The organism is Sphingobium sp. AS12 (assembly GCF_019097845.1).
In the GTDB taxonomy this organism is placed as follows: domain Bacteria; phylum Pseudomonadota; class Alphaproteobacteria; order Sphingomonadales; family Sphingomonadaceae; genus Sphingobium.
Genome location: NZ_JAHRGM010000024.1, coordinates 228,353 through 242,250 on the forward strand (window position 1 = coordinate 228,353; position 13,898 = coordinate 242,250).

Annotated in this window: 17 protein-coding genes; 13 read left to right on the forward strand and 4 right to left on the reverse strand. The window is 61.3% G+C overall.

Annotated features, from left to right (window positions below; genetic code table 11):
• Positions 1 to 3: 3 nt before the first annotated feature.
• From KRZ98_RS10065 to KRZ98_RS10100, 8 genes are all read left to right on the forward strand, one after another.
• A complete protein-coding gene (locus tag KRZ98_RS10065) occupies positions 4 to 774 on the forward strand; it encodes a hypothetical protein (protein ID WP_217673423.1) in 771 nt (256 codons plus the stop codon).
• A gap of 142 nt (positions 775 to 916) precedes the next feature.
• On the forward strand, positions 917 to 1,324 hold the full coding sequence (locus KRZ98_RS10070) for a hypothetical protein (RefSeq protein ID WP_217673424.1): 408 nt from the start codon (positions 917 to 919) through the stop codon (positions 1,322 to 1,324).
• A 62-nt stretch (positions 1,325 to 1,386) separates the two neighbouring features.
• Positions 1,387 to 2,070, forward strand: a complete 684-nt coding sequence (locus tag KRZ98_RS10075) for an N-acetylmuramidase family protein (RefSeq protein WP_217673425.1) — start codon at positions 1,387 to 1,389, stop codon at positions 2,068 to 2,070.
• The gene (locus tag KRZ98_RS10080) at positions 2,067 to 2,252 is read left to right on the forward strand and encodes a hypothetical protein (RefSeq protein WP_217673426.1); all 186 of its coding nucleotides are present in this window, start codon (positions 2,067 to 2,069) and stop codon (positions 2,250 to 2,252) included. The genes KRZ98_RS10075 and KRZ98_RS10080 overlap by 4 nt, the downstream gene beginning before the upstream one ends.
• The gene (locus tag KRZ98_RS10085) at positions 2,252 to 2,500 is read left to right on the forward strand and encodes a hypothetical protein (RefSeq protein WP_217673427.1); all 249 of its coding nucleotides are present in this window, start codon (positions 2,252 to 2,254) and stop codon (positions 2,498 to 2,500) included. The genes KRZ98_RS10080 and KRZ98_RS10085 overlap by 1 nt, the downstream gene beginning before the upstream one ends.
• Positions 2,501 to 2,531: 31 nt before the next feature.
• Entirely contained in the window at positions 2,532 to 2,855 is a 324-nt protein-coding gene (locus KRZ98_RS10090) for a hypothetical protein (protein ID WP_217673428.1), read from the forward strand.
• Positions 2,855 to 4,900, forward strand: coding sequence for a hypothetical protein (locus KRZ98_RS10095; RefSeq protein ID WP_217673429.1), 2,046 nt, complete (start codon positions 2,855 to 2,857; stop codon positions 4,898 to 4,900). The genes KRZ98_RS10090 and KRZ98_RS10095 overlap by 1 nt, the downstream gene beginning before the upstream one ends.
• A complete protein-coding gene (locus KRZ98_RS10100; RefSeq protein WP_217673430.1) occupies positions 4,897 to 5,595 on the forward strand; it encodes a right-handed parallel beta-helix repeat-containing protein in 699 nt (232 codons plus the stop codon). Before KRZ98_RS10095 ends, KRZ98_RS10100 begins: the two co-directional genes overlap by 4 nt.
• 375 nt (positions 5,596 to 5,970) lie before the next feature.
• Here the strand turns inward: KRZ98_RS10100 and KRZ98_RS10105 are convergent, their stop codons facing one another.
• On the reverse strand, positions 5,971 to 6,165 hold the full coding sequence (locus KRZ98_RS10105; RefSeq protein ID WP_217673431.1) for a hypothetical protein: 195 nt from the start codon (positions 6,163 to 6,165) through the stop codon (positions 5,971 to 5,973).
• 129 nt (positions 6,166 to 6,294) lie between these two features.
• Here KRZ98_RS10105 and KRZ98_RS10110 point away from each other — a divergent pair, with 129 nt between their 5' ends.
• The gene (locus KRZ98_RS10110; RefSeq protein WP_217673432.1) at positions 6,295 to 6,945 is read left to right on the forward strand and encodes an SOS response-associated peptidase; all 651 of its coding nucleotides are present in this window, start codon (positions 6,295 to 6,297) and stop codon (positions 6,943 to 6,945) included.
• On the opposite strand, the gene KRZ98_RS10115 is transcribed toward KRZ98_RS10110, so the two are convergent.
• Positions 6,946 to 7,131, reverse strand: a complete 186-nt coding sequence (locus tag KRZ98_RS10115; RefSeq protein ID WP_217673433.1) for a hypothetical protein — start codon at positions 7,129 to 7,131, stop codon at positions 6,946 to 6,948.
• Between the two features lie 198 nt (positions 7,132 to 7,329).
• Between KRZ98_RS10115 and KRZ98_RS10120 the strand changes: the two genes are divergently transcribed.
• Complete coding sequence (locus tag KRZ98_RS10120) at positions 7,330 to 8,031, forward strand: hypothetical protein (RefSeq protein ID WP_217673434.1); 702 nt, start codon at positions 7,330 to 7,332, stop codon at positions 8,029 to 8,031.
• A gap of 467 nt (positions 8,032 to 8,498) precedes the next feature.
• Here the strand turns inward: KRZ98_RS10120 and fsa are convergent, their stop codons facing one another.
• Positions 8,499 to 9,152, reverse strand: coding sequence for a fructose-6-phosphate aldolase (gene fsa / locus KRZ98_RS10125; RefSeq protein WP_217673435.1), 654 nt, complete (start codon positions 9,150 to 9,152; stop codon positions 8,499 to 8,501).
• A gap of 132 nt (positions 9,153 to 9,284) precedes the next feature.
• On the opposite strand from fsa, the gene KRZ98_RS10130 reads away from it, so the two are divergent.
• Genes KRZ98_RS10130 through KRZ98_RS10140 form a run of 3 tightly spaced genes read left to right on the forward strand, consistent with a single transcriptional unit; the run spans position 9,285 to position 12,382 of the window.
• The gene (locus KRZ98_RS10130; protein WP_217673436.1) at positions 9,285 to 9,947 is read left to right on the forward strand and encodes a DUF2490 domain-containing protein; all 663 of its coding nucleotides are present in this window, start codon (positions 9,285 to 9,287) and stop codon (positions 9,945 to 9,947) included.
• A gap of 45 nt (positions 9,948 to 9,992) precedes the next feature.
• The gene (locus KRZ98_RS10135; RefSeq protein ID WP_217673437.1) at positions 9,993 to 12,161 is read left to right on the forward strand and encodes a primosomal protein N'; all 2,169 of its coding nucleotides are present in this window, start codon (positions 9,993 to 9,995) and stop codon (positions 12,159 to 12,161) included.
• Positions 12,161 to 12,382: a DUF1289 domain-containing protein gene (locus KRZ98_RS10140; protein ID WP_217673438.1), complete on the forward strand. Its 222-nt coding sequence runs from the start codon at positions 12,161 to 12,163 to the stop codon at positions 12,380 to 12,382. Before KRZ98_RS10135 ends, KRZ98_RS10140 begins: the two co-directional genes overlap by 1 nt.
• On the opposite strand, the gene KRZ98_RS10145 is transcribed toward KRZ98_RS10140, so the two are convergent.
• On the reverse strand, positions 12,294 to 13,820 hold the full coding sequence (locus KRZ98_RS10145; protein WP_217673439.1) for a DUF1570 domain-containing protein: 1,527 nt from the start codon (positions 13,818 to 13,820) through the stop codon (positions 12,294 to 12,296). The genes KRZ98_RS10140 and KRZ98_RS10145 overlap by 89 nt on opposite strands.
• Between the last annotated feature and the right edge of the window lie 78 nt (positions 13,821 to 13,898).

A 13,898-nucleotide genomic window follows, 5' to 3' on the forward strand; every position in this document is an offset into this window, starting at 1 on the left:
ACCATGCCCACTAATCCCGGTCTCGAAATCGTCTCTGGTGCCGCCCTGTTCCTCCCTGATTGCGCGGAACTCATCATGCCCGCCACGCTGGGCGATGGACTTGAAACCCTGCTGATGCTCGGCTGGGGTCTGGACTATGCCGAGCGCAATTACGCGCGCGGCAAGCCTGATGTGGCGATCGTCGGCACGCCGGTGGCGCATGATGGCTATCTCTCGCTCAAATCGTCGGTCAACTATTTGCGCGAACCGGTGAACGACACGGGCGGCGCTGTTACGCTGGGGTTCATTGCCCGCGACACCGACACGCAGGCCGACAACGCGCACCGCTTTTTCTTCGGTGGAAGCTTCTCGACTGCCAGCGCGGACACAACCGGCGCATCGATCTTCACCAATGCCGACGATTCCGCGACCTTCACGGTGCGCTACACGAACGGGACGGGCGTGTCCCGCAACCCGGCTGTATCTGTTCCTCAAGGACAATTCCGCGCCATCTTTGGTTCCACATCGGGAACCGGCGCGGACGGATCGGCGGAGGATGATCCGCTGATCAGCGAATTGCGCGGGAACCTGTCCGCAACACAGAGTCTTGCGGCCGGCTATAGCCGCGTCGGTAGCGGTCTGCCCTGGACGATCGGTTCGGCACCGGTGACACCATTCCAAGGCACCGGCGACATGGCCATCGCGGCGCGCTGGAGCCGTGATCTGTCGGAAGCCGAAAAGGCGGCGTTCTGGACATGGGCGCAGGCCTGCCTGGCTGAATTCGGCATTTTGTGAGGCCGCGTGATGCCTGTCAGGCGGGGCCTGATCCCCGCCTGACAGGGGGTGAGCATGTTTTCTGATCGACGCTTGCCGACTGCCGGAATGTTTTAGGCCCGAACGGGAGGCCCGGATGGGAAATTTATGCAGAGAGGGGCCGATGGGTTCAGGGTTCGAGGCGCTTTTCGCAAAATATGGCTGGGTCTGGATTGGCCTGTCGTTCGGCTTTCTGGCCAAATATGCGCTGCTCATCAAAAGGGGTGTGCAGGTGAAGGTGCGGCTTGTGCTGGCCGACCTGCTACTGCTGCCGATGGTGGCGCTGATCGCCTTTTCATTGGTGACACAGGCGGGGGTCAGGAATGAGGCAGCGGCCCTGATGACCGCTTTCTGCACAGTCGGCGCCGACAGGCTGATCAAGTTGCTGACCGAACGGTTCCTCGCGCGGGTCGAAGCCGCCACGCTGCGCGACGTCGCGGCGGATGTAGTGGAAAGCCGGGGCGATCTGCGCAACGCAGTGCAAACCAGGATCAGCGCGCAGCGCATCGGCACAGATATCAAGCCGGACTGAATTGCACGACATTTTGACAATGCGGGGCGCTTTCGAGCGCCCTTTTTCATGGGACAAGCAGCATGGATCAACTGGAGTTGCAGAAGCGCTTGACGGCGCTGGGCTATTATCATGGACTGCTGGACGGCCGTATCGGGCCGCAAAGCAAGGCCGCGATTTTGGCCTGCCTGACTGCTGGCCCCGACTATCCGGTGGATGCGCGAGACATTGCGTTGGCAGCATCGACCCTGCGGGTGGAAGAAGCCAAAGTCTGGGCTGTCTATGACGTTGAATCGTCCGGTGACGCCTTTATCACGGGGCGACCGACGATCCTGTTCGAGGCGCACCGGTTCAGCAAATCGACGGGCCATCGTTTCGACCGTAGCCACCCTGCCCTGTCGTCGCGGAAATGGAACCGTGCGCTCTATCCCCGATCGCAGGGCGGTCGGTGGGAGCAGCTGCTAGGCGCCGTGGCCCTGGACGTCGATGCCGGCTTCATGTCGGCCAGCTACGGCGCGTTCCAGATATTGGGCGAGAATTACGCGGTGTGCGGCGCGCCTGACCCATGGTCGTTCGCCTGGCGGCAGGCGCAGACGGAGGGCGACCAGCTCGACGCCTTCGTGCGCCTTATCGAGGGGCGCGGGCTGACAGGGGCGCTGCGGCGCGGCGACTGGGCGGCCTTCGCGCGGGGCTACAACGGCACCGCTTACCGCGAAAATAAATATGACGAGAAACTGGCTGCGGCCTTTGCACGGAGGATGAAATGAACGACGTGACTGCCACACAAATCGCGGCCGGGGTGCGCCAGGTCGTGCTGATCGTGGGCGGCTATGCCATCGGCAAGGGCTGGCTGGGCGCAGATACGGTCGAAATGCTGGGCGCGGTTGCGCTGGTCGTGGTGCCGCTGGTGTGGGGGCAGATCAGCACCCGCAGGCTGGCGCAGAAGTGATGGCCAGCATCGGGATATTCATCGCCGGGTTTGTCAGCTTTCCGCTGGTGATCATCGCGGGGGGCTGCGCCCTTCGTCATTCGCGCGATCCGTCGGGGGGTGGACTGGTGATCCGCCTGCTCCCCCTGGTGCTGCTGCTGAGCGGCTGCGCTACCGTCCGTCCCTACGCCAACTGCCCGAACGCCAAGGCCGCCCTGGCGCTCGCCGAGCGCGTCGTGGACCGTGTCTGCCCGATGGACGTGCGCTAACGTCCCTCCCTTCCCCTGAAAGGACATATTGATGGCCCTAGTCCATATCACGCTCTGCAATGTGCAGGCGCGTGCCGATACCGGCGTGACCATGCCGATCCCCGACAGCGTCGAAGGCGCGGCGGACACGATCACAAGTTCCGGCACCAGTGCGCAATCGTCGATCGTGGCGGATGGTCCGGTTTTGCTTAAGGCACGCTTCTGGACGATCGCGTCAAAGGGCGACGTTTGGGTCAAATTCGGAACTGATCCCACTGCCGCGTCCGACACCGGGCACCTTGTGCTGGCCAATCAGCCGCGGTCCTTTGCGGTCACGGCGGTGGGCGAGAAAGTCGCCATCAAGGATGCCGTCTGATGCTCGGTTGCCTGGGCGATGTCAGCGCGCTCACGCTCGGCACCATGGGCGTTTTGGGTGCGGCGGGCGGTGCGCCTGCGCCACCCTTCGACCCCGCCACCCTCGCTCCAGCGCGCGCGTTCGACTTCACTGAGGCGACTACCGCAACCGCGCCAGCGTTGGATGAAAGCGCCCACGCTCTCACTCTCGCCAACTTCCCAGCGGTTCGCCCAGGCTACGGCCCCGCTGGTCAGCAGATGCTGGAATTCACGGCGGCATCATCGCAGATCGGCACGTTTACCAGTTGGACCATTCCGGCCTCTACAGCCTGCGAGTTCGTCTTTGCGCTGGGTGCGCGCGATACGTCCGCAACCAATGTGCGACTATGGGCGCAGGCAGCGGCAACTTCGCAGTATATAGGGCTGACCAATGCCCGCGACGGCTTCACCGTCCGCTCAAATGGCGGCGCGGCGACGACTGTTCCGTTTCCTGTCGGTTATTTGCCGATCGGCCGCATCGACGTGCTGCGCCTCCAGATCAATGCGGACGGCTCGGCGCAGGCATTCGTCAATGAGGTTCCGGGCGCGGCAACTGCGGCGGGGCTGTTCTCAGGCGGCTTCACCTTCGATCAGTTCGGCAGGACCACAACTGGTCCGAACGGCTGGCTTGGCGTCGTTCGCGGCTATGACCGGGCACTGACGGCGCAGGAGCGCGCGGACCTCTTTGCTTATATGGCGGATTGGGTCGGCAATCACTTTTACGTCAGCAATTCCGGCTCGGACAGCGCAGTCGGCTTTAATGCGGTCACCCCTTGGGCGACGCTGGGCAAGCTATCGTCTTACACTAATTTTCGCAGCGGCGACGTTCTCTGCCCCAAGCGAGGCGATGAGTTCAACCTTGACGGCCAAGCGTCGATTACGGTTGCGGGACTCACCGTTGACTGCACGCAATTTGGGACCGGTGAGCAAGCGCTTGTCACAATGTCGCACCTGTGGACCGATTGGTTCGACGAAGGCGGCGGGTTGTGGAGCCACGCCGGGAATCCGCCTTACAACAACGCCAGCAGCACCACTGAGTACGGCTGCGTATACGATACTGCCGCATCACATCCAGCGGCAAGCCCGGACCTCTCCACTTCGGGGTGGGCCGCAAGCATCGCTTCGGTCGAGGCGGCTGTTCTGGCCAATCCGGCAGGGCAGGCATGGCGGTACGATGCAGCGTCCCCTGCGAACCCGGCAGTGGGTAGCTACGGCTATAGCGGCGGAAACTACTACGTGAAGCTCGCGAGCGGATCACCACAAGGTCGGTTCCGCGTTCCAAAGCGCGGCGCAACGGCGGCAAATCTCTTCGCCACGTCCATCTTCCTTGTCGCGGCAGCAGGAGCCAAGGTCAAAGGCGGTCGGATTTGGTATGGATCGGGGACCGGCGTTGACTGTTCCGCTGGCACCATCGAAGGCGTGGACGTACGCTATGTAGACAGCGACGGTATAGGCGGCAGCGCGGCGACCGACAAGTTCGATACCGAGTGCTTCGCGGGTTGGGCCGGTTATGGCAATCTCACGGGCGGCGGCTCCAATTCTGACTGTTATTCTAACCACGGCGGCACGAAAACCCGCGCGCGCTGTGTCGCCGTTATGGGCAACAAATCCGGCTTTGGCGACGTGCGAGACATTAACGGCACGACAGACACGTTTCTCGCCATCGGTTACAACCGACCTATTGGCGTGGCATCGAACGGCGCATCCAGCGGCACCCATGCATTCAGCAATGGCCGCGTCCTGCTTCTCGCGGGTGGTACTGCATATCCCGACGGCTGCGCCAATCAAGGCGCGAACATCACGATTACCAGTGTCGAGTTTGACATATCCGGCAGCAACACCGGAAGCGCGGGTGTCCGGTCTTATTCGAACGCCCCGAATGGCAGCGTAGCAATCGACGAGTGTGACATCACTGGCTTTGCAACGGGCATTAACAACGGCGCGGGAACCATATCCTACGCCAACACGCATGTTGCGTGCGACACGCGTATCGTTGGCTCGGTCACGGATGGCGGTGGCAACACATGACCCGCGTTTCCATGATGTTCACTGGCTCGCAATCTGTCCCTTTGACGCAGACTAACATGTTGGTTCGTGGCGTCAAAGGGACCGCCAACGCGCCCATCGTACTGACCTTCGTGCGCATTGTTGCAGACAGCGCCGAAGAAGCAGCACTGACCCTGATCGATTGTCAGTATGTGACCGTCAAGGCTGCGACATGGGGTGGGCGCGACGGGATCTTCCTCTACAAGTGCACCGATTGCGAGATCGAAGGTAGCGAGACGCACACACCGGCGCAGGATGGCATAAAGCTAGCGATGTGCGAACGCATCGCGATCGTTGAAAACATGGTTTCTGCCGGGAGCGATCAAGGGATAGACGTGGGTAGTAGTCTCGGCGTCAGGATCGCAGGCAACAGTATCGACGCACCGCGCGCCGAAGCTGGCGTGCTGGTTAAGCTGGGCAGCAGCAAAGTCCGCATCACGGATAATCATATTACGTGCGACAGCCGCTCCGCAATCGTGATCGGCGGTCCAGAAAGTTCGGAGCGGCGACCAGGGGCGCAACACTCCGCCGACGATATCGTTATTGCGAATAATCGCGGCATCTGTGGCGATGCGCCTATCAAGATCACCAGAGACTGCGGGCCAAACGTTCGGATCGGTAGCAATAGGTTCGCATCGTCGGCTAAAAGCGGTGCTCTGGTCAGCGATAAGCGCTGACAACGACCAAGCGGGCGCGGGAGTATCCGGCGATCCAAGTTTTCCGGCGCGACCTGCGCGATCACATGCAAGGGCGGCGCGCAGGATATCGAGATCAGGGCGAATGATATCCGCGATTGCGTCGATGGCATCCACTATGGTGAGAAAACCGCGCCGCGCTGGCAGGCGCCATGGACTGATCGCAGCGCGGAGCGGATCACAATCGCCAATAATGAAATATCGGTCACCGGCAACCCGATCGCGCTGGCCAAGGGCGCGGACGCCGACGTGGCGCAGCTGCTGCGCGATAACCGGATGGCGACTGCCAAGCGCGCCAAGGGGCAGATGGCGCGGCTGGTCGAGGTCTATGGATGACCGCAAAAAGCCTGCGGCCTTTCATTCCTGCCCCTTCATTTCATAACCCTTTCGACGCAGCGCGGCGGCAAGATCGGCCAGTGCTTTGTCGAACGCGGCTTGCTTGCCATATACCTGGATTGAGCTGCCTTGGCCTAACAGGCTGCCTTGTTGCACCGCTGTGATCCAGCAACACCAAAGGGTGCCACGGCTTTCAAATTCTGTCGCGAAAGCCATACGATGGTTCCTTCGCCAAAGGGCGAGGCGTGATTGATCGACTTGTTCCATAAGAACGTAATGAGAACATAGGCGCGAGTCGGGTCAAGCGCGTTGACAGGCGGTCCGTCGCAAACCACCTTCCTCCCTATGTGCAATCGGGCAGAGCGCGGCGACACGCAAAAGGTGCTGAACCTATTCGGCGCGCGGATCGGCGCGCGATTCAATGAGGGGCCGTTGCAGGTGCATCCCAAATCACCGGGCAGCGTCGTGCGCAGGGATGGCGACGGCTTGGTACTGGAGCAGATGACATGGGGTTTCCCGGTCTCACTTCGCGGCAAGAGCGGTCGGCCGCTCAAGCCCAAGCCGGTCAATAATGCGCGCTTCGACAAGCTGGGATCATTCTGGAAGCGCTGGGCCGCTGAACCGCGCCAGCGCTGCCTGATCCCTACGGTACGGTTCGCGGAGGCCGTGGGCGAAAAGGGCCACATGACCGAAACATGGCTGAGCGTGAAAGATCAGCCGATCTTTGCCTGGGCGGGGCTGTGGACGCAGAGCGACGAATGGGGCGCGGTCTATACCGGCGTGATGACTGACAATGCGCCGGAGCTGGCGGACATCCACGACCGGTCGCCGGTGATCCTCGATCCGCAGGACTGGAACACATGGCTCACCGCGCCGCTGGAGGATCTATATCAGTTCGATCGGCCCTATCCGGCGGAGCGTCTGGACGTCGATGCGACGGATGCGCCATGGTTTCGCAAGAAAGATGAGCTGCCGACTCCGCCGCAGTTATTGTGATCAGTCCCCGGCCTGACGTTCCGGGTTTAGAATTTCGGCGACGGCGTCGTAGCTATCCATAACCGTCAGCGATCGACCGTCGGCGAACACGATCAGCGTGTTGTCGTCTGCCGGCTGAAAATAGTCGACCTGGTCCATATTGATCATGACCGGGTTGCCGTCGAGCAGATTGAATTCGGTGATCATATTCACGCTCCCTCTTCGATCAGCCTGCAACGCACGTTTTACCGACTGGTCGCAAGCATCTGAAAAGAAAGGTCCGCAATTTGAGCCGTTTTACAGCTGGAGCGGCAGAAATGCTGGATTGTACAGAGCTTGGAAGGCTTGTTGAGATGTTGTGCCAGCCATTATACGTTCGCCCTTCACTGAAGCGCGGGGGCGGCATTGGCAATTGCATTACCAACAGTCAAATGGACTCACAATCAATCCGATGTAGAAGCAATAACATCACTTCGAGACACAATAAATTCAGCGATAGAGGGGGAGGTTACGCAGCCTCGCCGTGACACTTACGATGTCCTCCGTAAAGGTCTGATTTCCAATAGCGAATATTCAGACGTAGTCCCCGAGTTCGTACGCAACTACAGATCATTGGGCGCACTTTCGGACTGGCTGCGAGATGCAGAAATGCAACCTAATTTAAGCGTAGAGCGCTTTGTTGTTTTATCATTTGAACCTGCAATGCGTCGGGCTGCAACGCTGGAGGGATCTGAAAGTGAACCACTTTCGACCATGCCGGCAGAGCTTCGGGCTATGCCTGGCTTAGATGAAAATGCTTCGTCAGAAATTTCTCCCATCGATAGCTCGTCATGGACAGGCGTCCCAAAGCCAGCAGTTTTGGAAGGGGAGCGGCTCGCAAAATTACAAATGGAGCTGACATCAATTGAGCGACAGGTGGAAGCGCTCGATCGTGGGAGCAATAGTGAAAAGCAGCAGGCGATGGCCATCATTACTGCCATAAAGGTGCTAGCCGAAGCACCCGAGCCACCGGAAAAAGTGATTAAAGATCTTATTTCACTGGCTGGCAATTTGGCAGGTGTGGGTGCGCTATTTCTGTCCTTGGTCCAGATGTTTTTGCAGGGGTGACGACGCCAGCTTCAAGTGATGAAAATCCACTGGAAGGGATTGATCAGCGTCGGGACTTCGCCAGCATGTATGCTATCGACTGATCCCCGCTACCCGATCAAGCGCTGGCGATCGGGTCAGCGCTTAAGCCTACGATAACCGTGCGGTAAAGCCGTCAAATGTTTTCTGATTGTTTGCGATATGATCTCGGAATATACTAACGCACAAAATGGAAAAACGGCGAAAATCCGCGACTTCACACGCCTCCCAAGCTTGTTTTGTGGGTTAGGTGACAACGGCCTAAAATGCCAAAGAAAGGTTATCCATGACCACGGAGTTCTGCGTGGTTGGGTCCTATATTTTGCGGATGGTTGTCCAACGTAACTTTCTGAAATCATGAAATTCAGGCGGTCACGCCGGGGTCACCATTCACCATTGATCGAGGTCAGGGGCCGGGCGCGTGGTTCCACGCGCCCGGCGACCATGGATCAGAGGATCGTCTGACCGGTCTTTTCCCAGTCGGCCAGAAAGCCTGCAATACCCTTGTCGGTCAGGACATGGTTGAACAGCGCCTTGATGACGGCGGGCGGCGCGGTCATGACGTCGGCGCCGATCCGCGCGCTTTCCAGCACATGGATGGGGTGGCGGACCGAAGCGACCAGAATTTCGGTGTCGAAACCGTAATTGTCGTAGATCAGGCGGATGTCCTGAATGAGGGCCATGCCGTCAAAGCCATTATCGTCATGACGGCCGACGAAGGGCGAAATGAAGCTGGCGCCGGCCTTGGCCGCAAGCAGCGCCTGATTGGCCGAGAAGCACAGCGTGACGTTCACTTGGCAGCCATCATCGGTCAGCGCCTTGCAGGTCTTGAGGCCGTCGATCGTCAGCGGCACCTTGATGCAGACATTGGGCGCGATCTTCCGCAGGACGGCTGCTTCCTTCATCATCGTCTCATGATCGAGCGCGACGACTTCGGCGGAGACGGGACCATCGACCAGCTCGCATATTTCCCCGACCACTTCCAGGAACTTGCGGCCCGACTTGTGGATCAGCGACGGGTTGGTGGTGACGCCGTCGAGCAGGCCGGTGGCGGCGAGGTCGCGGATTTCGGCAGTGTCGGCGGTATCGACAAAGAATTTCATGGGATGCGGCTCCGGGGATAGGCGAATCCGGTTCCTTTAGCGGCTGGCGGGGGGATTGGCCATGTCGGATCGGGTGATTGTATCGCTGGATCAGGACGGTTACAGCGCGGGCACCCTTCCAAAGGACCAGACATGCTCCGCTTATTGCACTTCTGCCTGCTCGCAGGCGTCCTGCCGGCCATGGCGATCGCATCGCCCGCCATCGCCGCGACCCAGGAATCGCAAATGTGGATCACGGAAACGGCGACGATCCGGGCCAGCAAGGCCGATCTGGTGACGATCGATTCCAGCCAGCGCGCCCGATCCGACGCGGGCAGTGGGGGTGAGCAGTTTCTGGCGCGGATCGCGATCGACCATCGCCTGACCCCGCTGGTGCAGGTGGGCGGCGGCTTCGCCTATCTGAAGAGCGAGGTCGATCAGGAATTACGCTTCCATCAGCAGGTAACGCTGAGCAAAGGCATGTGGCTGGCCCGCACCCGGATGGAGCAGCGTTTCTTCGACAATGCCGACGCCGCCAGTTGGCGGCTGCGCCAGCGTGTGCAGGCCAGTGTGCCGCTGGACCGGGCGAAAAAATGGACCGCGATCGCCGCGACAGAAATATTCTTTCACCTCAACCGCGCACGGCCCAGCGACAAGACCGGGCTTGCGACAATGCGGCACCAGATCGGCCTGCGCCATCCGATCAGCGATCATGTGGACGCGCAATTGCTCTATATGCGGCAGCAGAATTTCCGCGACGGTCGGCCCGATGTCGTCGCGCACATCCCATGGCTGACGCTAAGCGTGCGAATGTAGGCAGGCGGCATTTGCCTGCCGGGCGCCAGGCGCTAAGGACGGGGCATGTCCCGCGCCCGTGTCCTCCTGCTCAACGCTGCCCTGGGGCCGCTCGACTATCGCGTACCGCACGGGATGAGTGTCAAGCCCGGCAGCATCGTCGTTGCGCCGCTTGGACCCCGCCAGCTGGTCGGCGTGGTGTGGGAGGAAGATAGTTTCCCCGATGTGGACAGCGTGGGCGACAATCGGCTGCGCAACCTGATCGAAGTGGTGGATGCCCCGCCCTTGCCCGAAACGCTGCGGCGGCTGATCGAATGGACGGCGGACTATTATCTGTCGCCCCCTGCCGCCGTGCTGCGGATGGCGCTGGCGTCGATGGCGGCGCTGGAGGGGACGCGCACCGTCATCGAATATAAGGCCAATGGCCGCCAGCCCGATCGCATGACCGACCAGCGCGCGCAGGCGCTGGAGCGGATCGGGGAGCGGCAGGGGCTGATTCGCGAACTGGCGCTGATCGGCGGCGTGAGCGACGCGGTGATTCGCGGCCTCATCAAGCAGGATATATTCGACGCCATTGAAGTGAGCGTGGACACCCCCTTCCCCGCGCCCGACCCGGACCATGCCCCGCCCGCCTTGTCGGCAGCGCAGGCGGACGCGGCAACGACGATGGCGGACGCCGTGCGCGCGCATGATTTTGCGCCCTTCCTGCTCGATGGCGTGACCGGATCGGGCAAGACCGAGGTCTATTTTGAGGCGATCGCCGCCGCCATCCGCGCCGACGCCCAAGTGCTGGTGCTGCTGCCCGAAATCGCGCTGACCGAGCCGTTTCTGGAGCGGTTCGAGGCACGGTTCGGCACGATCCCGGTCAACTGGCATAGCGGCCTGCGCCAGACCGAGCGGCGGCGGGCGTGGCGGGCGATTGCCAGCGGACAGGCACAGGTGGTGGTCGGCGCGCGGTCGGCGCTATTCCTCCCCTATCCGAAGCTCGGCCTGATCGTCGTTGATGAGGCGCATGAGGCGAGCTTCAAGCAGGAGGATGGCGTCCATTATCACGCCCGCGACGTGGCAGTGATGCGTGGCCTGATCGAAAAATTCCCGGTCATCCTGGCGTCGGCCACTCCGGCGATCGAAACGCGCCATCAGGTCGAACTCGGCCGCTATCGCGAGATCAAACTGCCCTCACGCTATGGCGGGGCGGAGATGCCCGCGATCGAAGGCATCAACCTGCTGACTGATCCGCCCGAACGCGGCCGCTGGATCGCGCCGCCTTTGGTCAAGGCGATCGACGAGGTGATGGCTAAGGGCGAGCAGAGCCTGCTCTTCCTCAACCGGCGCGGCTATGCGCCGCTGACGCTGTGCCGCCATTGCGGCTATCGGTTCCAATGCCCCAATTGCACCGCCTGGATGGTCGAGCATCGGCTGACCCACAGGCTGGCCTGCCACCATTGCGGCCATGTCGTCCCCGCGCCGCGCTTCTGCCCGGAGTGTAAGGAGGAAGATAGCCTGGTCGCCTGCGGGCCGGGGGTGGAACGGATCGCCGATGAGGTGAAGGCGCTATGGCCACAGGCGCGCACCGCCATCGTCACGTCCGACACTTTGTTTTCGCCCGCCAGGGTCGCTGATTTTGTGAAGTCCGTGGAGGCGGGCGATGTCGATATCATCGTCGGCACGCAACTCGTCACCAAGGGCTATCATTTCCCCAACCTGACATTGGTGGGGGTGATCGACGCCGATCTGGGGCTGGAGGGCGGCGATCTGCGCGCGTCGGAGCGGACCTTCCAGCAGATCATGCAGGTGGCCGGACGAGCGGGACGCGGGCAGAAGCCGGGACGGGTATTCATCCAGACGCGGATGCCCGAAGGCGAAGTGATCAAGACGCTGATCGAGGGCGATACCGAGCGATTCTATGCGGTTGAGACGGAGAATAGACGCCGCGCCAACGCACCGCCCTTTGGCCGTTTCGCCGCGATCATCATTTCGAGCGAGGATGCCGATGAGGCAGCGCAGGTCGCGCGGCTGATCGGCAAGTCGGCCCCGCTGATCGAAGGGATGCGGGTCTATGGCCCTGCCCCTGCGCCGCTCTCCGTCCTGCGCGGGCGCCATCGCCACCGGCTGCTGATCCACGCCAAGCGGCAGATCGACATACAGGCGGCGATCCGCGAATGGCTGGGCAATATCGTGTGGAAATCCAGCACCCGCGTGGCGGTGGATGTCGATCCCTATAGTTTCATGTGATGGATACGCCAGTTGCCAGCCCTTGCCGTAACCTCTGTGCGCTGGACGCAGCACGTATCTGCGTCGGGTGCGGGCGCACGATCGACGAGATCGTCCATTGGCGCAGCATGGGCGACGAAGCGCGCGCCGCCGTCATGGCGCGGGTGCGGGATTTCCCGGTTTCTTCGCCTTCTCCCCCGACTTCTCCGCTGCCTGGGCGTCCAGCTCCGCCTTCAACCTGATCGCCGCCTCACGCATGTCCGATGCGTGGGGCGAATAGGCGATGGGATCGAGCAGCAGCGAGGCGGTGGCATAGTCGCCCCGCGCCGCCATCGCGTGGACGAAATTGAAGCGATAGCCCGAGCTTTGCGGCAACAGGGTGAAGGCCTTGTACAGGCCATCATAGCCAAGGTCGGGCATCTTCCCCCCGCGCATCGCATGATAGCGGTAGAAGAGCGCCAGCGGCACCGGGTCTTCCGTATCGGCGCGGTTGGCGCGGACGATGGCGGTCAGCGCCGCCTTCCAATCCTCCGCCTTGTCGCTGTCATGCGCACGCTCTAGCAGGACTTGCGCACGGACCGCATGAGCGCGCGACAATGTGGCGTCGAGCGCGATCGCCCGGTCGGCATCGGCCAGCGCTGCGTCCTTCTGTTCCGCCGCCCATTCCGCTTCCGCCAACAGCGCGGCGGCATAGGCGGAATCGGGAAATTTGCTGGCAGTCACGCGGATGGCCGTGACGATGGCGGGGAGTTCATCGGCCTTCGGGTGATAGATGAGCCGCAACTCATCCTCGACCAGCGCGCCTTGCGCGGCATCCACCGGGCTGACGACGATCTCGCCAATCTTCATCTCGTTCGATTTGAGCGATGACGCCGACAGGCGGTGGCGCATATAGGCTTTGAGATCCTTTTCCAGACCGTCAAGCCCGCCCTCAAAATAGCTGTCAGGCGACCGGTCCGGCACGCCTCGCACCAAATCCTCCAAATAGCTGGCGATTTCCTTGCGGCGTTCCGTCTTGTTATATTGATAAAAGTGGGTGAGCAGCCAGGCGGTGCCATAATAACGGTCACCGTCACGCCGGCTGAGATCACCCGTGTCACGGGCAAACAGATATTTGACCGGATAGGGCTGGCCCAGCACCAGTCCGGGCAACCGAGCCATTGGCACATGGCCAAACTCGATCGCGCCACTTTTAGGGAATTTCACGACCGAGAAAAACTCGGCAAATCCCTCGACATACCAGGCGGGATAGGCTGCCGGGAAATGGTGCAGCATGAAATGGTGGGTATATTCGTGGAAGAGGATTTCCTCCGCGCCGAAATCAAATTTGCCGGTCTTGTCACCGCGCGCCAGCACAGCAAAGGCGGTGCGGTCGGACGTAGTGTAAAAGCCGCCAATATTCGGATTGCCAGCGAGCTTTTGCACCTTCCGGTCGTTCGACAGGAGATAGACCAACACCGGGCTGCCCTGTTCAGGATCGGTCACATTGTACAGCCGTCGTAGCAGAAAATCGAACTTCTCCAGCCGTTCGGCAAAGCCGCGCAGCTTTTCGTCATTGCCCTCGCTGTAAACGGTAAAGTGGCGGCTTTTTGCCTGCCACCACGCTGCCTGTGCCGTGCCGGGCAGCGCCGTCCAGGTCAGCATCATGGCCAGAATGGCCTTTGCCGTTGCCCGCATCATCCCGCTCCCTTGCAATATCCCCGGTTTAAGAATGGCGGAGAAGGGCATGAATGGAAAGGAAATTCCATCTCGACCTGT